General features: G+C 68.9%; 21 protein-coding genes. 17 read left to right on the top strand and 4 right to left on the bottom strand.

The features are described 5' to 3' along the window. The first annotated feature begins 2 nt into the window (after window positions 1-2). From moaCB to ACVOKU_RS04235, 10 genes are read left to right on the top strand one after another with little or no spacing between them, the layout of a single operon-like run. Window positions 3-1001, top strand: coding sequence for a bifunctional molybdenum cofactor biosynthesis protein MoaC/MoaB (gene moaCB / locus ACVOKU_RS04280; RefSeq protein ID WP_481559201.1), 999 nt, complete (start codon window positions 3-5; stop codon window positions 999-1001). Next, window positions 998-2254 (top strand): molybdopterin molybdotransferase MoeA, encoded by a 1257-nt coding sequence (locus tag ACVOKU_RS04275; RefSeq protein ID WP_481559200.1) that lies wholly within the window; start codon window positions 998-1000, stop codon window positions 2252-2254. Before moaCB ends, ACVOKU_RS04275 begins: the two co-directional genes overlap by 4 nt. Continuing rightward, entirely contained in the window at window positions 2251-2511 is a 261-nt protein-coding gene (locus ACVOKU_RS04270; protein WP_481559199.1) for a MoaD/ThiS family protein, read from the top strand. The genes ACVOKU_RS04275 and ACVOKU_RS04270 overlap by 4 nt, the downstream gene beginning before the upstream one ends. Window positions 2512-2514: 3 nt before the next feature. Beyond that, on the top strand, window positions 2515-3009 hold the full coding sequence (locus ACVOKU_RS04265; RefSeq protein WP_065183010.1) for a molybdenum cofactor biosynthesis protein MoaE: 495 nt from the start codon (window positions 2515-2517) through the stop codon (window positions 3007-3009). Beyond that, window positions 2981-3538, top strand: coding sequence for a molybdenum cofactor guanylyltransferase (mobA, locus tag ACVOKU_RS04260; protein WP_481559198.1), 558 nt, complete (start codon window positions 2981-2983; stop codon window positions 3536-3538). Before ACVOKU_RS04265 ends, mobA begins: the two co-directional genes overlap by 29 nt. After that, the gene (locus ACVOKU_RS04255) at window positions 3535-3900 is read left to right on the top strand and encodes a hypothetical protein (RefSeq protein WP_481559197.1); all 366 of its coding nucleotides are present in this window, start codon (window positions 3535-3537) and stop codon (window positions 3898-3900) included. The genes mobA and ACVOKU_RS04255 overlap by 4 nt, the downstream gene beginning before the upstream one ends. A 55-nt stretch (window positions 3901-3955) precedes the next feature. Then, window positions 3956-4732, top strand: coding sequence for a helix-turn-helix domain-containing protein (locus ACVOKU_RS04250; RefSeq protein WP_111186845.1), 777 nt, complete (start codon window positions 3956-3958; stop codon window positions 4730-4732). A gap of 19 nt (window positions 4733-4751) precedes the next feature. Next, a complete protein-coding gene (gene modA, locus ACVOKU_RS04245) occupies window positions 4752-5495 on the top strand; it encodes a molybdate ABC transporter substrate-binding protein (protein WP_481559196.1) in 744 nt (247 codons plus the stop codon). Window positions 5496-5498: 3 nt separating this feature from the next. After that, a complete protein-coding gene (modB, locus tag ACVOKU_RS04240; RefSeq protein ID WP_065176130.1) occupies window positions 5499-6182 on the top strand; it encodes a molybdate ABC transporter permease subunit in 684 nt (227 codons plus the stop codon). Next, a complete protein-coding gene (locus ACVOKU_RS04235; RefSeq protein ID WP_481559195.1) occupies window positions 6172-6840 on the top strand; it encodes a sulfate/molybdate ABC transporter ATP-binding protein in 669 nt (222 codons plus the stop codon). Before modB ends, ACVOKU_RS04235 begins: the two co-directional genes overlap by 11 nt. A gap of 45 nt (window positions 6841-6885) precedes the next feature. Here the strand turns inward: ACVOKU_RS04235 and ACVOKU_RS04230 are convergent, their stop codons facing one another. Both ACVOKU_RS04230 and ACVOKU_RS04225 read right to left on the bottom strand, forming a co-directional pair. Then, entirely contained in the window at window positions 6886-8418 is a 1533-nt protein-coding gene (locus ACVOKU_RS04230; RefSeq protein WP_481559194.1) for a flavodoxin domain-containing protein, read from the bottom strand. Then, complete coding sequence (locus ACVOKU_RS04225; protein ID WP_065176127.1) at window positions 8415-8843, bottom strand: PAS domain-containing protein; 429 nt, start codon at window positions 8841-8843, stop codon at window positions 8415-8417. The genes ACVOKU_RS04230 and ACVOKU_RS04225 overlap by 4 nt, the downstream gene beginning before the upstream one ends. A 431-nt stretch (window positions 8844-9274) precedes the next feature. On the opposite strand from ACVOKU_RS04225, the gene glgA reads away from it, so the two are divergent. From glgA to glgX, 7 genes are read left to right on the top strand one after another with little or no spacing between them, the layout of a single operon-like run. Beyond that, window positions 9275-10801, top strand: a complete 1527-nt coding sequence (glgA, locus tag ACVOKU_RS04220) for a glycogen synthase GlgA (RefSeq protein WP_481559193.1) — start codon at window positions 9275-9277, stop codon at window positions 10799-10801. Then, a complete protein-coding gene (locus tag ACVOKU_RS04215; protein ID WP_481559192.1) occupies window positions 10798-13032 on the top strand; it encodes a 1,4-alpha-glucan branching enzyme in 2235 nt (744 codons plus the stop codon). The genes glgA and ACVOKU_RS04215 overlap by 4 nt, the downstream gene beginning before the upstream one ends. Continuing rightward, window positions 13029-14747, top strand: coding sequence for a malto-oligosyltrehalose trehalohydrolase (treZ, locus tag ACVOKU_RS04210; RefSeq protein WP_481559191.1), 1719 nt, complete (start codon window positions 13029-13031; stop codon window positions 14745-14747). Before ACVOKU_RS04215 ends, treZ begins: the two co-directional genes overlap by 4 nt. Next, window positions 14744-16588: a 4-alpha-glucanotransferase gene (locus tag ACVOKU_RS04205; protein ID WP_481559190.1), complete on the top strand. Its 1845-nt coding sequence runs from the start codon at window positions 14744-14746 to the stop codon at window positions 16586-16588. The genes treZ and ACVOKU_RS04205 overlap by 4 nt, the downstream gene beginning before the upstream one ends. Then, window positions 16585-19158 carry a malto-oligosyltrehalose synthase gene (gene treY / locus ACVOKU_RS04200; RefSeq protein WP_481559189.1) on the top strand — a complete coding sequence of 858 codons (2574 nt, stop codon included), beginning with the start codon at window positions 16585-16587 and terminating at the stop codon, window positions 19156-19158. Before ACVOKU_RS04205 ends, treY begins: the two co-directional genes overlap by 4 nt. Next, a complete protein-coding gene (locus ACVOKU_RS04195) occupies window positions 19127-19297 on the top strand; it encodes a DUF2934 domain-containing protein (protein ID WP_080375226.1) in 171 nt (56 codons plus the stop codon). The genes treY and ACVOKU_RS04195 overlap by 32 nt, the downstream gene beginning before the upstream one ends. Further along, window positions 19284-21401, top strand: coding sequence for a glycogen debranching protein GlgX (gene glgX, locus ACVOKU_RS04190; protein ID WP_481559188.1), 2118 nt, complete (start codon window positions 19284-19286; stop codon window positions 21399-21401). Before ACVOKU_RS04195 ends, glgX begins: the two co-directional genes overlap by 14 nt. 66 nt (window positions 21402-21467) lie before the next feature. Here glgX and ACVOKU_RS04185 read toward each other — a convergent pair whose 3' ends face one another. Beyond that, entirely contained in the window at window positions 21468-21767 is a 300-nt protein-coding gene (locus tag ACVOKU_RS04185; RefSeq protein WP_481559187.1) for an AzlD family protein, read from the bottom strand. Continuing rightward, on the bottom strand, window positions 21764-22498 hold the full coding sequence (locus ACVOKU_RS04180) for an AzlC family ABC transporter permease (RefSeq protein WP_481559186.1): 735 nt from the start codon (window positions 22496-22498) through the stop codon (window positions 21764-21766). Before ACVOKU_RS04180 ends, ACVOKU_RS04185 begins: the two co-directional genes overlap by 4 nt. Between the last annotated feature and the right edge of the window lie 49 nt (window positions 22499-22547).

The following is a 22547-nucleotide window of genomic DNA, read 5'->3' as shown; positions in this document are numbered from 1 at the left end:
CGATGAGTGGGGAACTGAACGCGGCCTTCCATATGGCCGATGTCCGCAACAAGCGCATCAGTCGCCGGCGGGCGGTGGCGGTGGGTGAACTGCATGCCGGTCCGCTGGCGTACCCGTTGATCGTCGAGCGTCGCCTGCCGAAGGGCGATGCGCTGGTCATGGCCGAGATCGCCGGCCTGCAGGGGGCGAAGATGGCGTCGATGCTGATGCCACTGTGCCATCCGCTGCCGCTGGAGCTTGTGCAGGTGTTCTGCGCGCCGGTGCCGGAACGGCACGCCATCCGGGTCTGGTGCGAGTGTGCCAGCGAGGCGCGTACCGGTGTGGAAATGGAAGCACTGGCCGGCGTCAACGCGGCGCTGCTGACCCTGTACGACCTGAGCAAGCCGGTGGAACCGGCGCTGCGCATCGAAGGTATCCGCCTGCTGTTCAAAGAGGGCGGCAAGCGCGGCCTGTGGCTGCATCCTGATGGCATGGATGATGCCGAGCGCGCGCGCTTCAGACCGCGTGCGCCGAAGGGCCTGCAAGGCGCGGCCTGCGCGGTGATCACGCTGAGCGACCGTGCCAGCGCAGGCACTTATGAGGATGTTTCTGGCCCGACCCTGGTGGCCGGCCTGAACAAGCTGGGCGGCGAGGTGGTGGCTGCCCACGTGCTGCCCGATGGCATCGAGCCGTTGGCGGATCGCCTGCAGGCATTGGCCGCCGACGGCGTGCGCCTGTGCCTGTGCACTGGCGGTACCGGTCTGGGCCCGCGCGACCTCACCCCGGAGGCGCTGCGTTCGTTGAACGCGCGGCCGGTGCATGGCCTGGCGCAGATGGTCCGGGCGCTGAGCGCGCAGCACACGCCGATGGCCTGGCTGAGCCGCGCCGAGGTGGTGCAGCTGGGCGGCATGCTGGTGTTCGCGCTGCCCGGCAGCCCGAAGGCGGCAGCGCAGTGCCTGGACATCCTGGCGCCGGTGCTGGGCCACGCGCTGGCGATGGTCGAGGGTGGTGACCACGCGTGATTCTCTACAGTGAAGCACTGCAGCACCTGCTGGAGGCGGCTACGCCGCTTCCCGCCGAGCGTCTGCCCCTGCAGGAGGCCGCAGGCCGCACCCTGGCCAATGACATCCACAGCGCGCAGGCATTGCCGCCGTTCGACAATTCGGCGATGGACGGTTTTGCGCTGCGCGCCAACGGGGCGGCGTTGGAGTCCGGTACCGAATTCACGGTGCAGGGCTGGCAGGCGGCGGGTGATGGCGATGCCGAAGGCGGCGAGGGCGCCTGGGAGATCATGACCGGCGCGCGCATGCCGGCTGGCCTGGACACGGTGGTACCGATCGAGAACGTGCAGATCCTCGCCAGCGAAGCGGGCCGTCCGACCCGGATCGCGTTGAAGAGCGTGGTCGGGCCGGGCCAGAACGTACGTCTGCGGGGCGAGGACGTAACCGAAGGCGAATGCGTGCTTCGGGCCGGGCAGAGGGTGGATATCAACGCACGGACCCTGCTGCACGCCCTTGGCGTTGGCGAGGTGGTGGTGATGTCGCGACCGGCGGTGGCAGTGATTGCCACCGGCAAGGAGCTGGTTAGCGAGGCGGCGCAGGCGCTGGAATCAGGGCAGATCCGTGACAGCAACCGCCCCTACCTGGTCGGGCGGCTGCACGCTGCCGGAGCAGAGGTGGTGTGGCAGGGCACCGTCGGTGATGACGTGACCGCGTTCGATGCAGGGCTGGACAAGGCGCTGGCGGCGGGGGCGCGGGTACTGGTCAGTACCGGTGCGGTCTCTGCGGGCCGTTACGACTTCGTGCCCGACGCACTGCGCGCGCGCGGGGCGCGCATCGTGTTCCACAAGGTGGCGATCCGTCCGGGCAAGCCGCTGCTGTTTGCGGTACTGCCCGATGGTGCGCTGTATTTCGGCCTGCCGGGCAACCCGGTGTCGGCGGCAGTGGGGCAGCGGTTCTTTGTCGAGCCTGTACTGCGCCGGCTGCTGGGGTTGGCGCAGGAACCGGTGCTGCGGCTTCCCCTGCAGGCGATGGTGCGCAAGCCGCCCGGCCTGCGCGTCCACGCCCGTGCGCGGGTGGAGCTGGACGCGCAGGGCCAGCTGAGTGCGCGGGTGTTGTCCGGACAGGAATCGTTCCGTCTGATGTCCATGGTGCAGGCCAACGCCTGGGTGGTGCTGGAGGACGAGGGCGATCTGGTTCCGGCCGGCAGCGCCGTGCGCGTACAGGGCTGGGGCCATGCCGACCCGGTGCAGCTGACGGGCAGGGAGTGGGAATGAAACTGGTGACGTTGCAGTTGTTCGGTGCGTTTTCCGATCTGGATGAGCGTCGGGAGATCACGCTGGAGGTGCCGGGTGCGACCGTGGCCGACCTGCGCCAGGCGCTGCGCGAGCAGCTGCCGGTGCGTTGGCCCGGTTTCCGTGCCGGCCTGCTGGACTATTCGGCCTTCGCCGACCAGCAGCGCGTGCTGCGCGATCACGATGGGCTGCCGGAGGATGGCCGCGTGGCCATCCTGCCGCCGGTGAGCGGGGGCTGAGCGATGGACGCGAAGCCGATTGCGAAGGTGGTGGACCGGGCGCACGGGGCGATCGACCCGGCAGAAGGGATCGCCGCGGTGTCCGACCCGGGTTTCGGCGGTATCGACGTGTTCATCGGCAAGGTACGTGACGTGAACGTCGGCCGGGTGGTCACGGGCATCACCTACGATCTGTTCGAGCCGCTGGTGCTGAACGAAATCCAGCGCCTGGCGGCCGAGGTGGAGGCGGCGTTCGGGCCGCGCCTGAAGCTGTATGTGGCGCATGCCAGGGGGCGGCTGGGCATCGGCGATGTGGCTGTGGTTGTGGCCGCCGGCAGCCCGCACCGGGACGAAGCATTCCGCGCGTGCCGGCAGCTGATCGAGGCAGTGAAGCACCAGTGCCCGATCTGGAAGCAGGAACACTACGAGGATGGCGACAGCGCCTGGAGCGAGGGCTGCAGCCTGTGCCATGCGGACAGCACGCCCGCACATGGCCATGACCACGAGCACGGCCATTGACGGCATCGTGCTGGCTGGAGGCCTGTCCAGCCGCATGGGCCGTGACAAGGCGCTGCTGCCCTGGCACGGGCGCACCCTGCTTGAGCACATGCGTGACGTGTTGATCGAGGCCGGTGCGCAGCGGGTGTGGGTGAGCGGTGACTATCCGGCCTTCGATGGCATTCCCGACCGGGTCGCGCGCTGCGGCCCGCTGGGCGGGCTTTACAGCGTGTCTCTGGCCATGCCCGATACCGTTGCGTGGGTGGTGCCGGTGGACATGCCCAGGTTGACCGGCGCCCTGCTGCATCGGCTGCACGGGGTGCCTTCCGCCTGCAGCATGTTCGCCGGCGAGCCATTGCCGATGTGTCTGCAGATCGATGATCATTGCCGGCGGGCCCTGCGGACCTTGATCGAAGATCCACAGGCGCGGCGTTCGCTGCGTGCCCTGCAGGAGCGGCTGGCGGCGACGGCGTTGCCGCTGCCTGAGAATGAGCGTGCCTTGCTGTTCAACTGCAATACCGGGGCCGACTGGGAGTCCATCGCAACATGAAAGTCCAGCTGCAGCGGCAATCCATGCGCCTGCGCGTCGATGAAGAGGAACTGGCAGCACTGCTGGCCGGTGACTCGCTGGAGAACCTGACCCGGTTTGGTGGCACGGGCGGGTGGGGAACCGCGTTGTCGCTGCATGGGGGCGACCAGGCGGTGCTGCTGGACGGTGGCACGGTCTGCCGGCTGGTGCTGCCGCGCGATGCAGTGCAGGGGTTGGCAGCACGACTGCCGTCGCGTGATGGGCTGGAATTTTCCATCGCGCTGGATGATGACAGTTCGTTGCAGCTTCAGTTCGACGTGGATGTGCGCGACAGCATGCGCCAGCGCGGTCATCAGCGGCGGGGGCCGCGTCCGCCGCGGTGAGACCGGCCGTGGCACGCCTGCCGTATGATGAAGGCCTTCATCCAGGCATTGCGTGATGTTCTCCACTCCGTCCCCACAGGTTCGCCAGGGCGCGGCGACGCCGAACCCCGCCGCTGCCGATGACGGCGACGCGCTGCACTTCTGCAGTACCTGTGCATTCTCCGATGCCTGCATGTCGCAGGGCTATGACAAGGCCGCGCTGGGTGAACTGCATGTGCTGGTCGACCATGTGGGCCCGTTCCACGCGGGCGACTACATCTTCCGCGCCGGCGAGCCGTTCGATTCGATCGCGGCGGTGCGTGCCGGCATGGTCAAGACGTTTGTCGATGACAGCCAGGGCAACGAGCAGGTGCTCGGTTTCAGTCTGCCCGGTGAAGTGATCGGCCTTAACGCGATCCACGAGGCACGCTTTCCCTGCAATGCCGTGGCGCTGGATACCGTGTACCTGTGCCGGATCTCATTCCCCAGGCTGAGCCTGCTGGCCACCCGCATGCCGGGCCTGCAGGCGCGGCTGTTCAGCCTGCTCAGTGCGGAGATCGGCAAGGTCGCCCTGCTGGCGGCCAACCATCGCACCGAAGAGCGGATGGCCGCGTTCCTGCTGGACATGTCCGAGCGCTACGCACGCCGCGGGTTCTCCGCCACCCGGTTCAACCTGACGATGGCACGCACCGAGATCGCCAATTACCTGCGGATGGCACCGGAAACCGCCAGCCGCGTGCTGCGCCGGCTGAGCGATGATGGGATCATCGCGGTCAGGCAGCGGGAGATCCTGTTGTTGCAGCCCGAGCGCCTGGCATTGCTGGCATCGGCTGATGAATCCGATCCGAACTGAATCTGGCGGGGAGCCGAAGATGATGCGAGCGGGACTGATGTTGCTGGGGATGCTGGCGTCGCTGCCGGCGTACGCAGCCGGGCTGACGGTATCGGCGGCGTCGAGCCTGACCGAGAGCTTCCGTGAACTCGGTGCCGCCTATGAGAAGGCCCACCCCGGCGCCCGGGTCGATTTCAACTTCGCCGCCTCCGGCGTGCTGCTGCAGCAGATCAGCCGGGGCGCACCGGTCGATGTGTTTGCTTCGGCTGACGAAGTCACCATGGATCAGGCACAGCAGCAGGGCCTGCTGGCTGCCGGTACCCGCGAGGTGTTCGCGGTGAACGCGCTGTGGGTGGTGGTGCCGCCGCAGACCAGCGGCGGGCCGCGTAGCCTGAAGGATCTCGCGGGTGCCGACGTGCGGCGCCTCGCGCTGGGCAACCCGGACAGCGTGCCGGTCGGCCGCTATGCCAAGGGTGCGCTGGAAGCGGCGGGCCTGTGGCCGTCGGTGCAGGGCAGGATCGTCACCACGCAGAACGTACGCCAGTCGTTGGATTACGTGGCGCGGGGCGAAGTGGACGCCGGTTTCGTCTACGCCACCGACGCACAGGCCATGGCCGGCCGCGTGCGTCGTGCCTTCGCAGTGCCGGTGTCCGGACGCATCGCCTATCCGCTGGCGGTGACCCGGGCCAGCACGCAGCCAGCCGAAGCCAGGCGCTTCGCCACCTTCGTGCGGTCGGCACAAGGTCAGGCGATCCTGGCCAGGCACGGGTTTGGCAAACCCTGACGGATGGACCTGGACTGGAGCGCGCTGGGGTTGTCGCTGAAGGTCGCCGGCTGGGCCACGGCGATCAATCTCGTGCTGGGCGTTGGATTGGGAGCGTTGCTGGCGCGTCGACGCTTCCCCGGCCGCGAACTGCTGGATTCGCTGCTGACCCTGCCGATGGTGCTGCCGCCGACGGTGCTCGGTTATTACCTGCTGGTGCTGATAGGGCGCAACGGCCCCATTGGCGCGTGGTTGCAGTCGTGGTTCGGCATCAACCTGATCTTTACCTGGCAGGCGGCGGTGGTCGCCGCGGCAGTGGCTTCGCTGCCGCTGGTGTTCAAGCCGGCACGCGCGGCGTTCGAGGATGTGGACGGGCAGCTGGAGCAGGCCGCGCGCACGCTCGGCGTGTCGGAGGCGGCGGTGTTCTTCCGCATCACGCTGCCGCTGGCTTGGCGCGGCATTCTCGCCGGCCTCCTGCTGGCGTTTGCCCGGGCGATGGGTGAGTTCGGCGCGACGCTGATGGTGGCCGGCAGCATCCCGGGTCGTACGCAGACGCTGTCGATCGCCATCTACGAGGCGGTGCAGGCAGGGCAGGACGGCAGGGCCAATGCGCTGGTGATCCTGACGTCGGTAGTGTGCATCGTCATCCTGCTGCTGGCGGCACGCCTGGTGGGCGGGCATCGCAGGGAGCTGCGCGATGTGGCTTGACCTGAAGGTGCAGCGCCGGATGCAGGCAGCGGGCCAGGTCTTCGAACTGGACGTCACGCTGCAGTGCACGCAGCGCCAGGTTGTGGTGTTCGGCCCGTCCGGGGCAGGCAAAAGCCTGACGCTCAAGGCCGTGGCCGGACTGCTGCGTCCCGGACAGGGCCATGTAACGCTGCAGGGGCAGGTGCTGTTCGATTCCCACGCGCGGGTCGACCTGCCACCGCAGCGGCGTCGCCTGGGGTACGTGTTCCAGGACTACGCGCTGTTTCCCCACCTGAGCGTGCGCCAGAACGTGGCGTTCGGGCTGCAGCGGAGCTGGTTCAATCCACGCCGTGGCCAGCGCTTCGACGTCGTCGAGCAGTGGCTGCAGGCGTTCCGTATCGACCACGTGGGGGATCTGCTGCCGTCGCAGATCTCCGGCGGCCAGCGGCAGCGTACGGCCCTGGCGCGGGTCATGGTGACCCAACCGCAGGCATTGCTGCTGGACGAGCCGTTCGCTGCACTGGACCACGACCTGCGCCAGCACCTGCGCGAGGAGCTGGCGGCGGTGCTGGACAGGACCGGCATTCCGCTGCTGCTGATCAGCCACGATCCTCAGGATGCCGTTGTCTTCGGCCAGCAGGTCGCGCACATGGCGGACGGCCGGCTCGTCGGCGATTGATGCATGCGCTCGTGCCGGGCCACGGCCGGCTGAATCGATGCAGGGTCAGTACAGCTCGCAGTGAATGCGGCCCTCCCCGCGCAGCAGGTCCCAATGCCCCTGGCCGCCAATGGCGTCGATGGCCTCGCGCACCGCGTCTTCCAGGTGGCGCTTGTTGCCGCACAGGTACAGGTGTCCGCCGCGGGACAACACCTGCCTTACCTCGCGGGCGCGCTGCCGCAGCACATGCTGTACATACACTTTTTCGGTTCCGTCACGCGAGAAGGCCGGATGAAGGCCGGCGAGCACGCCGCGCGCATGCCAGTCCTGCAGCTGCTCGCGATACAGGTAATCGTGTTCGCGATGCTTCTCGCCGAACACAAGATGCAGTTCGCGTCCGCAGCCATTGGCCTGCACCTGCTGCACCAGGCCGATCAACGGCGCGATACCGGTGCCGGTGCCGATCAGCAGCAGGGGCGCGCTGCCGGTGTCGGCCAGATGGAAGCCGGGATTGGAGCGGCAGTACACGCGGGCGTGGCTGCCCGCCCGCAGCAGGCTGCCGGTGGCGGTACCGGAACGCTCGCGGCCGCGCAGGGTGTAGCGCACTTCGCGTATGCACAGGCTCAGCTGGCCGTTGCCGGGATGCGAGGCGATCGAGTAGGCCCGTGGCAGGCGCGCTGACAGGATGTCGCGCAGCCTGGCCAGCGGCACGCGGTCCGGGCTGGCGTGGTCCTGCAGGATATCCAGCACGTCCAGGCCGTGCAGGTAGGCATCCAGCTCGCGCTTCTGGCTGACCTTCAGCAGCGACTTCAACCGCTCGCTGCCGCCCAGCCTGGCCAGCTCGCGCAGCACACCCCTGCCCAGCAGGCGCAGTTCGCGGTCCTGCAGCGTGGCGATGGCCGCATTGTCGCCGTACCAGCTGGCAAGGGCCTGCAGCAGTGCGGGATCGTGGTCCGGCAGCACGTGCACCGTGTCGCCGGCGCGGTAGGCCATGCCGCTGCCGGCGATATCCAGCTGCAGGTGCCACGCGGCCGGATCACTGCTGTTGACGCGACGGCGCTCGACGATGGGCGCGGCGAAGGCATTGTCGTCGCCGTAGGCGCTGACCTGCAGGTGCAGGTCCTGGCCGGCAGCGGCATCGCCCTCGAGCACCTGGCGGAGCACCGGCTGCCACTGCTGGAAGAACCGTTCATAGCCGAGGTCGGCATCGACCCGTCGCAGCAGCGGCTGCGCTTGGCGTTCGCTCAGCGCCGCGTCCAGCGCTCGGGTGAAGCCGCAGAATCGAGGGTAGCCGGTGTCGCCCAGGCCGAACACCGCGTAGCGCAGGCCGGGCAGCGACCCGGTCTGGCACACGCTCTGGAAGAAGCGTTCGCCGTTCGCGGGCGGCTCGCCGTCGCCGAACGAACTGGAGATCGCCAGCAGCACATCGCCCTGGCCCAGGCTGGCAACGTCAATGTCGTTGAACGGCAGCACCTGCGGCGCGAGCGCTTGCAGGCCCGGGTCCGCGCCCAGGCGCTGGGCCAGGGCGCGGGCATTGCCCGATTCGGAGGCGAAACCCACCAGCAGGCGGCGGACCGGTGCGGCAGCGACGGCGTTCACGCGGCCTCGTAGAAGTCGTCGAATTTCTCCTTGCTGAACTCGACCTGCTCGAAGTCCTGCATCAGGTCGTTCACCACACGGCGGATGCTGATGTACGCGGTGATGTTGCCTTCGGCGTCGAACAGCGGCTGGACGGTGGTGTCGACCACATAGAGCACGCCCCCCTTGCCCAGGTTCGGCACGATGCCGGTCCAGATGCCGCCGGCCTTGATCGTGTCCCACATGTCCTTGTAGACGGCCTTGGGCACATCCGGATGGCGCACGATGCTGTGCGGCTGGCCGATCAGTTCTTCACGGGCGAAGCCGGTGAGCGTGCAGAACAGATCATTGGCGTAGGTGATGTTGCCCTGCAGGTCGGTGGTGGAGATCACCATGACCTTCTGCAGGGCGTTCAGGAGCTGGCTGTTGTCGGGGGTGTCGTGCATTGCAGGGTCCTTGTGGCTGCCGGAAACGCCGGCATGTTCGGGTCCTGCATAGAGATACCCCCGCGTGCCGGCGGCTGGTTTGACATTGGTCAAGGGGGAGGCAGGGATCGCCTGCGACGGGATGTCGCATATGGCACCCAGCCGACCGCCAACACCCAGGCCACGGGTAGCGCGCGCACGGCAGCCAGGTGGATGTCCCGTCCGGGAGGCATCCATGGGCGTGATGAACGCGGCATGCGTACTCAGCTCATGACGCGTTGTCACAAAGAAATCGCCAGGGCTTCACGGCCGATTGATCGCCTGCGGGGCTATTGTCCTCCTGAGCCTCTCGCTGACGTCCCCCACGTTCTGCGTCGACTTCCCTCTCCGCTTCAGCGCCCGTCCGGGCGCCGTTGGCGTCCGTCTGCCTGAAAACTTCCGAGATCATCGCCATGGCCCGCGTCGTCCAGTCCGCTTCACCCGTTGCGACGCCTCCTGGTGCACCTGTACCAATCGGGACCCGCCGGGGCCACTCACAGCCGTTGAAGTTGCCGGAACTGGTACAGCGCGTGCTGTTTGTCGCGACCGAAATGGCCGACTTCATCAAGGCGGGAGGCCTGGGCGATGTGGCCGCGGCCTTGCCACGCGCGGTGCGCGGCGCGTGTGATTCGCGCGTGCTGCTCCCCGGCTACCCGGAGGTGCTGCAGCGCCTGCCGCAGCTGCGGCCGGTGGGGCAGGTCAGCCCGAGGGCCGGCCTGCCTGCGTGCACCATCGGCATGGCGGTGCAGGCCGACGGCCTGCCGATCTACGTACTGCTCTCGCCTGAGCTGTATGAGCGGGAAGGCTCGCCCTACGTGGATGGGCAGGGACAGGAGTGGAAGGACAACGCGGTTCGCTTCGCCACGCTGTCACACGCGGCTGCGGAGATTGCGGCCGGGCGTGCCGGGCTGGACTGGTCACCGCAGCTGCTGCACCTGAATGACTGGCCGGTGGCCATGGCCGCCGCCTACGTGCGTTGGGACCGGACGACCGTGCCGACGCTGCTGACGATCCACAACCTGGCTTACCAGGGCCTGTTCCCGTATGCGCTTGCGCCGGTGCTGGGCGTACCGGCCGCGCACCTGGATGAACTGCACTTCCACGGACAGATGTCATTCCTGCAGGGCGGCATCACCAATGCCACGCGGCTGAACACAGTCAGCCTGCGCTACGCACAGCAGATCACCGCCCCGGACGATGGATGCGGGCTGCATGACCTGCTGGCCCGGCGCGCCGCCGGCGGTCACCTGAGCGGCATCGTCAACGGCATCGACGCCAGCTGGGATCCACGGCGCGACATCCACCTCAAGGCGCACTTCGGCATCGGCGAATGGACCGGACGCGCGACCAACGCGCATGCGGTGCGCAGGGCCTTCGGCCTGGCGCCCTCGACCGGCCCGCTGTTCGCGGTGGTTTCCCGCCTGGTGCACCAGAAGGGCCTGGACATCACCTGCGACGTGGCGCCACAGATCGTCGCGGCCGGGGGGCAGCTGGTCGTCATCGGCGGCGGCGAGCCGCAGGTGGAAGCACAGGTGCAGGCGCTGGCCCGGCGCTACCCGGGCCGGGTGGGCGCATTCATCGGGTTCGAGGAAGCGCTGGCGCGCCAGATGTTCGCCGGTGCGGACTTCCTGCTGATGCCTTCGCGTTTTGAACCCTGCGGGCTCAGCCAGATGTACGCGCAGCGCTTCGGCTGCCTGCCGGTCGCGCATGCGACGGGCGGGCTGGTGGACACCGTCGAGGATGGCGTGACCGGTTTCCTGTTCCACGGTGCCAATGCCGATGGCCTGCGCCGCTGCGTGGAGCGGGCGATGCGCACCTTCCGTCTGCCAGGCCTGCTGCAGGCCATGCGCCGCGCCGCCATGCTGCGGCCGGGCGGCTGGGATGCGGCCGGGCGAGCCTATCTGGCGCTGTACCAGCAGACCTGCCAGGTGGCCGCATGAGCCACGACAGCGCGCATCTGGCCGCCCTCGAGGACGACACCACCGCGGACACAGCACTGGATCACCGCATCGCGCCGGCGCTGGAGGACCTCGTCCATGCCCGCCCGGCAGATGCATTTGCCTGGCTGGGCCCGCACCGTCAGCGCGAGGGTGAACGGCGGCGGCGCGTGCTGGTGCCGCACGCGCAGCGCGTCGAGGTGATCGCAGAGGACGGGCGACGCTGGGATCTGCACCCGGGCCCCTTGCCCGGCCTGTTCGAGGGCGCCGCCGGTGAAGCGGCGGTGCCGCTGCTTGCCCTGCATTTCGAGCAGGGTGTGGAGCAGGTGCACGATGCCTATGCCTTCGGCCCGCTGCTGGACGAAGCGCTGCTGCAACGTTTCCATGCCGGTGATGCCGATGCGGCTCGCCAGTTGGGCGCGGTCCCGATGCAGGTGCAGGGGATCGCCGGCGTGAGATTCGCGGTGTGGGCGCCCAATGCGCGGCGGGTCGCCGTGGTCGGCGATTTCAACGGATGGGATGGCCGACGCCATCCGATGCGGCTGCGCCATGCGGCTGGCGTGTGGGAACTGTTCCTGCCCGGCGTGCAGGCCGGTGCCCGCTACAAGTTCCGCATTGTCGGGGCTGATGGCCAGGTGATGCCCGACAAGTTCGACCCGATGGCGCGCTGGGCCGAACTGCCACCGGCCACCGCCTCACGCGTGCCTTCGGCGGCGCCGATGCAGTGGCATGACGAGGGTTGGAGAGCGGCCCGGCGCCAGACGGGCGCCAGCGCGCCGCTGTCCATCTACGAGGTACATGCGGGCTCCTGGCAGCGCGGCGATGATGGCGCACCGCTGGACTGGGATGCGCTGGCCGACCGGCTGATTCCGTACGTGGCCGGACTCGGCTTCACCCACATCGAACTGCTGCCGGTCAGCGAGCATCCCTTCGGCGGTTCCTGGGGCTATCAGCCGCTGGGGATCTACGCACCGACGGCGCGCCATGGGACGCCGCACGCCTTCGCGCGCTTCGTGGATCGCTGTCACCAGGCCGGAGTGGGGGTGATCGTGGACTGGGTGAGCGCACACTTCCCCAACGACGCGCATGGCCTGGCCGGTTTCGACGGAACCGCGTTGTACGAGCATGCCGACCCGCGCGAAGGGGTGCACGCCGACTGGGACACGCTGATCTACAACTATGGCCGCAACGAAGTGGCCGCCTACCTGATCGGTAGTGCCCTGGAGTGGGTGGAGCGGTTCCACATCGACGGACTGCGCGTGGACGCAGTGGCGTCCATGCTGTACCGGGATTACAGCCGTGCCGAGGGTGAGTGGATACCCAACGAGCAGGGCGGGCGAGAGAACCTGCAGGCGGTCGCCTTGCTGAAGCGGATGAACCAGACCCTGCGTGAGCGCTTCCCGGACGTGTTGGTGATTGCCGAGGAATCCACCGCGTGGCCGGGGGTGACCGCGCCGGTGGAGGAGGGCGGGCTTGGCTTCACCCACAAATGGAACATGGGCTGGATGCACGACACCCTGCAGTACCTGGGGCGCGATCCTGTCCATCGCCAGCATCACCACAGCGAGATCAGCTTCGGCCTGGTCTACGCCTTCTCCGAACGCTTCGTGCTTCCGCTGTCGCATGACGAGGTGGTGCATGGCAAGGGCGCGCTGCTGGCCAAGATGGCAGGCGAACCGGCGCAGCGGCTGGCCCAGCTTCGTGCGTATTACGGCTTCATGTGGGCGCACCCGGGCAGCAAACTGCTGTTCATGGGCGGCGAGTTCGGCCAGGGACATGAGTGGTCGCACGATGCAGCACTGGACTGGGAACAGGCGACCAGCAGTGAGGGCCGGGGCCTGTCGCGTCTGGTGGGCGACCTCAATGCCGTGCTCCGCTCCGAACCCGCGCTGCATCGTGACGAGCGCGATGAACGCGGTTTCGACTGGAGCGTGGCCGATGACAGCCGCAACAGCGTGTATGCCTTCATCCGCCGGGATCCTGCCGGCAGCGGCCGCACCCTGCTGGTGGTGAGCAACTTCACCCCGGTGCTGCGCGAGGGTTACCGGGTTGGCGTGCCGCAACCGGGGCGCTGGACGGAACGCCTCAACACCGACAGCGCGCATTACAACGGCGGCAATGCGGGCAACCTCGGAGCGGTGCGGACCGAGCCGAGGCCGATGCATGGCCACGCCCAGTCGCTGCGGCTGACCCTGCCGCCGCTGTCCACGCTGTACCTGCAGGTTGATGCATGACCACAGCGTCCCCGCGTCTGGGCGCTTGGCGTGCGGCCGGTGAGGGGGTGGAGTTCCGTGTGTGGGCGCCGGACGCAGACACGATGACGCTGTGCCTGCAGGGCGCGCTGCGGCCGATGCAACGCGAGCCGGACGGTTGCCACTGGCTGCGGACACAGGCATCGCATGGCGACCGCTACCGGTTCCGCCTCCCTTCAGGCCAGGACGTGCCCGATCCGGCCTCGCGCTGGCAGCCTGACGGCGTCGATGGCAACAGCGCCGTGGTGCTGGACACCGGCAAGGCGCAGGCCACGTGGCAGGGGCCCGCCTGGCAGGACCTGGTCATCTATGAAGTGCACATCGAGGCGGGCGGCGGCCTCGCTGCACTGACCGCGCAGCTGCCGATGCTGGCCGCAACGGGCATCACCGCCATCGAGCTGATGCCGGTTGCGCAGTTTCCCGGCCGGCGCAACTGGGGCTACGACGGTGTGTTCCCCTACGCACCGGCCCATGTCTACGGCGGGCCGGCAGCGCTGAAGGCTTTCATCGACGCGGCGCATGATGCCGGACTGTCGGTGCTGCTGGATGTGGTCTACAACCACTTCGGACCGCAGGGCAACCCTCTGCGTGACTACGCGCGGGCGTTCTTCCGTGACGATCGCAGCACCCCCTGGGGCGATGCGATCGACTTCCGCCAGCCCTGGGTGCGGCGCTTCTTCATCGACAATGCGCTGATGTGGTTGCGCGACTATGGCTTCGATGGACTGCGCCTGGACGCGGTACACGCCATCGACGATGACGGCTTCCTCCAGCAGCTGGCCGACGAGGTGCGCGCGGAGGTGCCGCACGCGCACCTGGTGCTGGAGAACGAACGCAACCAGGCGCGGTGGCTGCGCGGTGCCTATCAGGGGCAATGGAACGACGACTTCCACAACGCGCTGCACGTGATGCTGACCGGCGAGCAGGAAGGCTATTACGCGGCCTATGCCGGTCGCGCCGAGGCGCTGCTGGCCCGCTGCCTGGCAGAGGGATTCGCCTGGCAGGGTGAACCTGACCTGGGCGGCCATCCCCGCGGCGAACCCAGCAGCGACCTGTCGCCCGCGCGTTTCGTCGTATTCGCGCAGAACCACGACCAAGTGGGCAACCGAGCCTTCGGCGAGCGCCTGTCGATGTTGGTGGACCCGGCGCGGCTGCGCGCGGCGCTGGCGCTGACCCTGCTGACGCCGATGATCCCGCTGCTGTTCATGGGCGAACCGTGGCAGGCGCGGTCGCCGTTCCTGTTCTTCACCGACTATGCGCCGCCGCTGGATGAGGCGGTGCGCGAGGGGCGTCGCCGCGAGTTTTCCGGCTTCAGTGCCTTCGCCGATGCCGCCTCGCGTGCGCGTATTCCGGACCCGAACGATCCGGCCACCCTGCAGGTCTCGTACACGCCGCCGCCCGGCGATGATCCCTGGTCGCAGCAATGGCTGCGTTGCACAGGCGGGTTTTTGGCCCTGCGCAGACGCCATCTGCAGCCCGGCCTGCTGCAGGCCCGGTCGCTGGGTGCGCGGGTGCTTGGCGAGGGGGCGGTGCAGGCGGGTTGGCAGCTGCCATCGGGCCAATGGTGGATCGCGATCAATGTGGGCCCACGGCCCGTGGCGCATGCGGTGCCGGCCGGCGAGCGCGTTGTGGGTCCCGACGTTGCCGGTGTGCTGCCGGCAGGCGGCAGTGTTGTTGCGTGCTGGGTGGCGGCATGAGGACGGATACGTCGGTTCGGGACGCCGCACGCCGGGCAGGTCTCCTGGAGCGCTGGACTGACGTGGCCGGCGTCGAGCGCGAAGTCGCGCCGGACGTGCTTCGCGCGGTGCTGGACGGGCTGCACTGCGATGGTGCGCCGGTGCGCGCCCGCTTGCTCACCGCCTGCTATGGCCAGGTACTGGTGATGCCGGAGGCGACGGGGGCGGCGTGCTGGGTGGATGAACAGGGGCGCGAGCTGCCAGCACGGCCTGATGCGCAGGGGCGCTGGCGAGTTCCGGATCAACCGGGCTATTGGCAGTGGCGCCGGGGCGGGCGGCAACAGGCGGTCGCGGTGGCGCCGCCGCGAGCCTGGTGGCCACCGCGCATGCTGCGCGGTTGGGGTCTGTCGGCGCAGGTCTACAGTCTGCGCGCCCGCGGCGATGCAGGCATCGGTGACAGCGCCGGCTGCACACGGTGGCGTGAGCTGCTGCAGCGGCATGGAGGCGATGCACTGGCGTTGAGTCCGCTGCACGCCGGCTTGCCACCCGGCCTGGGCCATAGCCCCTATTCGCCCAGTGACCGGCGCTGGCTCGACCCGCTGCAGGTATCCCTGCCGCAGGTGCTGCCGGAGGCTGCCGACAGCGTGCTGCGCCAGGACGAGGCGCTGGCGATGGCGGTTGATGCCGCCACCGCTGCGCGCCGCATCGACTGGCCGCACTCGGCGGCGTTGAAGTGGCGTTGGCTGCGACAGGTGCGCCACTGGCTGCGGCAGCAGGCACCGGCACAGTGCGAGCAGATCGAGGCTTGGCGCGATGCGCAGGGCGAACCGCTGCTGCGCTATTGCCGGCACGCCGCCGATGGGGTCACCGGAAGCACCGACGACCATGCATTCGCGCAGTGGCTGGCGCAGCAGGGCTGGGCGCAGGTGCACGCGGCGCTGCGCAGTGATGGCGCCTCGATCGGATTGATTGCCGATCTGGCCGTGGGCTGTGCACCGCAGGGCGTCGAGGCACGCACCGGTGGCGCCGATCTGCTGCAGGGGCTTGAACTGGGTGCGCCGCCGGATGCGTTCAATCCGCTCGGCCAGGCCTGGGGCATCACCAGCTGGTCACCGTTGGCGTTGCATCGCGAGGGCTTTGCACCGTTCATCCGCGTGCTGCGCGCCGTGATGGCCGGCCGCGGCGGCCTGCGCATCGACCACATCCTCGGCCTGCAGCGGCTGTGGGTGCTGCCTCACGGCGCCGGCGCCGGGCAGGGCGTGTACCTGCGCTATCCGTTCGATGATCTGATCAATCTGCTGGTGCTGGAATCGTGGCGGCATCGCTGCGTGCTGATCGGTGAAGACCTGGGGGTGGTGCCGCCGGGTATCCGCCAGCGGTTGGCAGCCCGGGGCATCCTGGGCATCGAGGTGCTGCCGTTCGCCCGCAACGGCGAGCGCTTCCTGCGGGCGCCCCAGTGGCGCCGCGATGCGGTGGCCATGCCGTCCACCCACGACCTGCCACCACTGGCCGGCTGGCTGCGCGGGCGTGATCTGCGCTGGCGTGCCCGCCTGGGTGAGCTGGAGGACCTGCCGGCGGCACTGCGCGTGCGCGCGCGGGACGTGCAGGCGCTGGCCGCGGTCTGCGGTGGTGGGGGCGCGACGGTGGACGACGGAGCGCTGTCATTGGTTGCCCATGCAGCGTCGCGGCTGGCGCTGCTGCCATTGGAAGATGTGCTGGGCAGCCTTGCGCAGGTGAACCTGCCAGGCACCGTCAGCGGCCATCCGAACTGGCGACGGCGGTTGCCGCTGGCGTGGGACGGTGCCGCCGCCGATGCGCGGCTGGCGCGCCTGAGCAGGACGCGCCGCAGGACGGGACCATGACGAGGTTGCGTGCCACCGCGCGCCTGCAGTTACATGCAGGCTTCGACCTGGAAGCGGCCGCAGCGCAGGTGCCGTATTACGCCGCACTGGGCATCAGTCACCTTTACCTTTCGCCGATCGCGGCTGCGGTGCCCGGGTCCACACATGGCTACGATGGCATCGACCCTGCCATCATCAATCCGCAGCTGGGCGGCGAGGCGGCCTTCCGCGAGCTGGCCACCGCGGCGCGCTCGCACGGCATGGGTCTGATCCTGGACATCGTGCCCAACCATCTGGCGGCGTCCCCGCACAGCCACTGGTGGAGCGATGTGCTGATGCACGGGCGTCGAAGCCGCCACGCAGGCTGGTTTGACATCGACTGGGAGGCGCCGGGCTGCGAAGGCCGGCTATGGTTGCCGGTGCTGGACCGGCCACTGCACGACGCCGTGCGCGACGGCGTACTGCGGGTGGGGGTGGACGATGAGCGGCCAGGGCTGCGCCATCATGGCCTGGTCCTGCCGTTGTCGCCGCGCAGTCATCCCCTGGACGCCACGCAGTGGCCGGCGTGGGCCGAACGCTGCAACCGCAGCGTCGAGCGGTTGCAGGCACTGCTGCAGCGGCAGCACTACCGGCTGGCGTGGTGGCGCACGGCAGGCGATCAGGTGAACTACCGGCGCTTCTTCGATATCAACGAGCTGGCCGCGCTGCGGGTGGAGCGCGACGAGGTGTTCGAAGCGGTGCATGCGCTGCCGCTGCGGCTGGTGCGTGAGGGCTGGGTGGATGGCCTGCGTATCGACCATGTGGACGGCCTGTCGTCGCCCGGCGACTATCTGCAGCGCCTGCGCGAGGCGGTGGATGCTGCCTGCGCGGCCGGGCGCCGTGATCCGGAGGCGGTGACTCTGCACGTCGAGAAGATACTGGCCGAGGGCGAGCAGCTGCCCGAGGGGTGGGCCTGCGACGGGACCACCGGCTATGACTTCATGGACCAGGCCGGCGCGTGGCTGCACGATCCGGCAGCGGCGCCCGCGCTCTCACGCGCCTGGCAGGCGGCGAGCGGCGACACGCGCGACTTTGACCAGATACAGCAGGACGCGCGCGGGATGCTGCTGCGCCAGTCGCTTCACACCGACTTCCAGCGCCTGCTGCGCAGTGCGCAGCAGGTTCTGCAGCCCCGGCTGGCCGAGGCCGACATCGGTACGGCCGCCCTGGCGCGCGCGCTGGCCGCGCTGCTGCGGCACTACCGCACCTATCGCCCGTATTCGCTGCGTGACGCGGGTGAGCGGAAGGCATTGGTCGCCGCTGCTGCCGCCGCGAGAGCCGCGCTGGACGGTGCCGGACGGGCGGCACTGGACCTGCTGCTGCAGGCACTTCCCGGCGAGGCGCCGGCTGAAAGCGAGCTGCGCGTGCGCTTCGGGCAGCTGGCCGCGCCGTTGAACGCCAAGTCGGTGGAGGATACCGGCTTCTATCGCTACTTCAGGCTGCTCTCGCGCAACGAAGTCGGCAGTGATCCGCAGCGGCTGGGCATGCAGGGACGCGAGCTGCTGCAGCATGCAGCGCGGCGCCTGCGGCGCCATCCCGAGGCACTGCTTGCGCTGGCGACCCACGATCACAAGCGGGGCAGCGACAGCCGGGCGCGGCTGGCGGTGCTCAGCACCTGCACGGCGGCGTGGCGGGATGCTGTACGGCGCTGGAGCCGGATGGCCGCCAAGGCCGGCATGCCGCTGCCGTTGCCGGGCGCCGAGGCGTATGCGCTGTGGCAGGCGCTGGTGGCGGCGTGGCCGATGCAGGGCGCCCCCGGTGCCGACTTCGCATCGAGGATGGCGGACTGGCTGACCAAGGCCCTGCGCGAGGGCAAACGGATCAGCAACTGGGCCGATCCGGATGTGGCAGTGGAGGACGCCGCCGCGCAGTGGCTGCACGCGCTGCTGGAGGGAGCACCCTTGCTGCCGGTGCGCGAGGCGCTGGCGACCTTCGTGGCCCGCATCGCGCCGGCGGGCGCCTGCAATGGATTGGCACAGCTGTGCCTGCAGCACTGCCTGCCCGGCGTGCCTGATCTGTATCAAGGGGGCGAAGGCTGGGACCTGAGCCTGGTGGACCCGGACAACCGCCGGGCCGTGGACTATCCGGCGCGGCAGGCATGGCTGCGGGACACGCGCTCCTGGCCCACGCTGCTGCAGGACTGGCGGGACGGAGGCATCAAGGCCTTCCTGCTGCGGCAGCTGCTGGATTGCCGCCGCAGGCACCCGCACCTTTTCCTGTACGGCGAGCTGCAGCCACTGTCCGCGCCGGCGCGCTCGCCCTGGCTGGCGTTCGTGCGCAGGCACCAGACGCAGGTACTGCTGGTGATCGTGCAGCGTGGCTCGCCCATCGCCGTGCCCGGGCCCGGCCTGAACGTTGCGCGTGACGTCGCCACCGGCCCAACGCTGCGCGGGCTTCCGGCAGGACGCATGCGCAACCTCCTGGACGGACGCATCGAACATTTCAATGAAACCGCGGATGCAGCACGGCTTGTGGCTGGCAGCCCGCTGGCGGTATGGATCAACGAGGAGACGGGTAGGGATGGACAGCAGGGAACGACGGCAGCGGATTGAGGCTTTGGCCCACCAGATATGGGAAGCGGAAGGGCGCCCGGACGACCAGCAGCAGCGGCACTGGCACATGGCCGAGCGGCTGGTGGAGGCCGAGATTGCCGCGGCGCGCGGCGAGGAGGGCAGCGATGGCGAGCCGTAAGTGGGCACAGACCTCGCGCGTGCGCGAAGGCCGGCCGTTCCCGCTGGGTGCGACCTGGGACGGGCTGGGCGTGAACTTCGCGCTGTACTCGCGGCATGCCACCCGGGTCGAACTCTGCCTGTTCGACGCGCGCAACCGCGAGGTCGAACGCATCGCGCTGCCCGAGTACACCAATGAGATCTGGCACGGCTATCTGCCCGACGTAAGGCCCGGGCAGCGCTACGGCTACCGGGTGCACGGTCCGTATGCGCCGGAGGAAGGGCATCGCTTCAACCCCAACAAACTGTTGCTGGACCCTTACGCCAAGCAGATTGTCGGCGAGCTGAAGTGGGCGCCCCACCTGTTCGGCTACACCCTGGGCCATCGCGATGGCGATCTCAGTTTCGACCGCCGCGACAGCGCCAGCTACATGCCACGCTGCGCCGTGATCGATCCGGCCTTCAGCTGGGGTGTCGAGCGTGCACCCGAAACGGCCTGGGACAGGACCGTGATCTACGAAGCGCACGTGCGCGGGTTGACCATGCAGCATCCTGATGTCCCGCAGGCCGAGCGGGGCACCTTGTCTGCACTGCGGCATGATGCGGTGGTGGAGCACCTGAGCCATCTGGGTGTGACCGCCATCGAGCTGCTACCCGTGCACGCCTACGTGGACGACCAGCAGCTGCTCGAGCGCGGGCTGCGCAATTACTGGGGGTACAACACCATCGGTTTCTTCGCCCCGCAGCCGCGCTACCTGTCGACGGGCACCGTGGCCGAGTTCAAGCAGATGGTCGCGCGGCTGCACAATGCCGGCATCGAAGTGATCCTGGACGTGGTCTACAACCACACCGCCGAGGGCAACGAGCTGGGCCCGACGCTGTCGTTCAAGGGCATCGACAATGCCAGCTACTACCGCCTGGCCGATGATCGCCGCTATTACATCAACGATACCGGCACCGGCAACACGTTCGACCTGACCAATGCCGGTGCGCTGCGCATGGTGATGGACTCGCTGCGCTACTGGGTGACCGAGATGCGGGTGGACGGTTTCCGCTTCGACCTGGCGACCATTCTTGGCCGTGAGCGCCATGGCTTCGACGCCTCGGGCAGCTTCCTCGATGCGGTACGCCAGGACCCGGTCCTGAGCCAGGTGAAGCTGATCGCCGAGCCCTGGGACATCGGCCCGGGCGGCTACCAGCTGGGCCAGTTCCCGCCGGGTTGGGCGGAATGGAACGACCGCTTCCGCGATACGGTGCGCGCGCTGTGGCGTGGCGATGGCGGGCAGCTGCCGGAGTTCGCCACCCGTTTCACCGGCTCGGCCGACCTGTTCGAACACCACGGCAGGCGGCCGTCGGCCAGCATCAACCTGGTAACGGCACACGACGGGTTCACCCTGCACGATCTGGTGAGTTACAACGACCGCCACAACGAGGCCAACGGCGAGGACAACCGCGATGGCCATTCGCACAATCTTTCCAGCAACCACGGTGTGGAGGGCGACACCGACGATCCGGCGATCCTCTCGTTGCGTGCACGGCAGATGCGCAACCTGCTGGCCACGCTGCTGCTGTCGCAGGGCACGCCCATGCTGCTGGCCGGCGACGAGTTCGGTCATTCGCAGCAGGGCAACAACAACGCGTACTGCCAGGATAACCCGCTGAGCTGGATTGACTGGGAGCGTGCCTCGCAGCCGGCGGCGCAGGCGCAGGTGGCATTCGTGCGACGTGCACTATCGCTGCGCCGGCGCTATGGCCTGCTGCGCAGGAACCGGTTCCTGCGCGGTGAATACGATGAAGCGCTGGGCCTGCGCGATATCGACTGGCGGCATCCGGACGGCCGCAGCATGGAGGAGGCGGACTGGCACGACCCGGCACTGCGTGCGCTGCTGATTGTGCTGGACGGTCGAAGCCCCGACAGCGGCCTGCGCGAGCCCGGGCGGCATGTGAGCCTCGCCCTGCTGTTGAACGCAGGAGACCAGCCGCAGCGGTTCCGCGTATCGGATCAGGCGCTGTCGTTCCGGCGCGTACTGCTGCAGACCGACGAGGCGCCGCTGGAGCAGGACAGCACCGGCGACTGGACCCTGCCGCCGCGCAGCCTGTGCCTGCTCGCGGCCAGCAGCGCCTGATTGCAGCGCGCCCGCTCGGCGCGATGATCGATCGGCAGCGCCGGATACTGCCCGGCCTGCCGTGAATCAGCCCATCAGATGGCGCAGCAGCCCGGCCGAGACCACGCCGATCAGCACGGTCGGCAGCATCGACAGCCGGGTGGCGGCCAGCAGGGTGATGGCCAGCGCAGCGAGATCGGCAGGCTTGTCGGCGACGAAATCCGGGGCGATCACCGAGATCAGCACGCAGCCCGGCGCGGCCTCCATGACCGTCACCGCACGCTTGCCGAGGGTGCGGTTGCGCAGGGCCAGGAAGCCGATGATGCGGGTGAGGTAGGTAACGGCTGCCATCAGCACGATGGTGAGCAGCGAGCTCCACTGGATCATGCCGCGTCCTCCGCCAGCAGCCAGGCGGCCACCAGCCCGGCCAGCGCACCACTGGCGACGTACCAGGCGCCGGGAACCAGCAGATAGGTGCCTGCGGCCACCAGCAGGCTGACCAGCCAGGGCCGCGCCGCGCGCAGCCCCTGCCACATGCCACGCAGCAGTACCAGGAATACCGCGGGGAAGGCCATGTCGAATCCATAGGCATGGATGTCGCCCAGCAGCGGGCCGGTGATCGCCCCCAGCGTCGTGCAGGTCACCCAGACCACATACAGGCCGGCCGAGGTGCCCAGGTAGTAGGCGAGGCTGAATCCGTGCATGCGCCGCCGCGCGTCGGCAACACCCAGGGCCCAGCTTTCGTCGCACATGAAGAACAACGCCGGCAGCGTGCGCCGGCGTGGCAGGTGCTGCAGCAGCGGTGCCAGGCTGGCCCCCATCAACAGATGCCGGCTGTTGACCAGCGCGGTGATCGCTACGATGAGCGCGATGTGCGGCGGTGACGTCCACAGCTCGACGGCGGCGAACTCCGAGCCACCGGCGAAGTTGAGCCCGGTCATGAGCGGTACTTCAAGCGCCGACAGGCCCTTCTGCGCAGCCTGTGCACCGAGCACCAGGGCGAAGGGAACAAAACCGATCATCACCGGCACGGCAGCGCGCAGGCCGCGCAGGAACTCGGCGCGGGGCGTGACGTGGCAGGGGGCGTCAGGCGGAAGGAGGGAGCGTGGGGCGTCCATGTGACGGAAGCGAGTTAGGGGTGCTTCATCCTAGCGGCGACAGCACGAA

The sequence above is a fragment of the Stenotrophomonas sp. STEN147 genome, assembly GCF_056757995.1.
The sequence above is the reverse complement of the archived record's forward strand: the minus strand, read 5'-3'. Positions and strand labels throughout refer to the sequence as shown.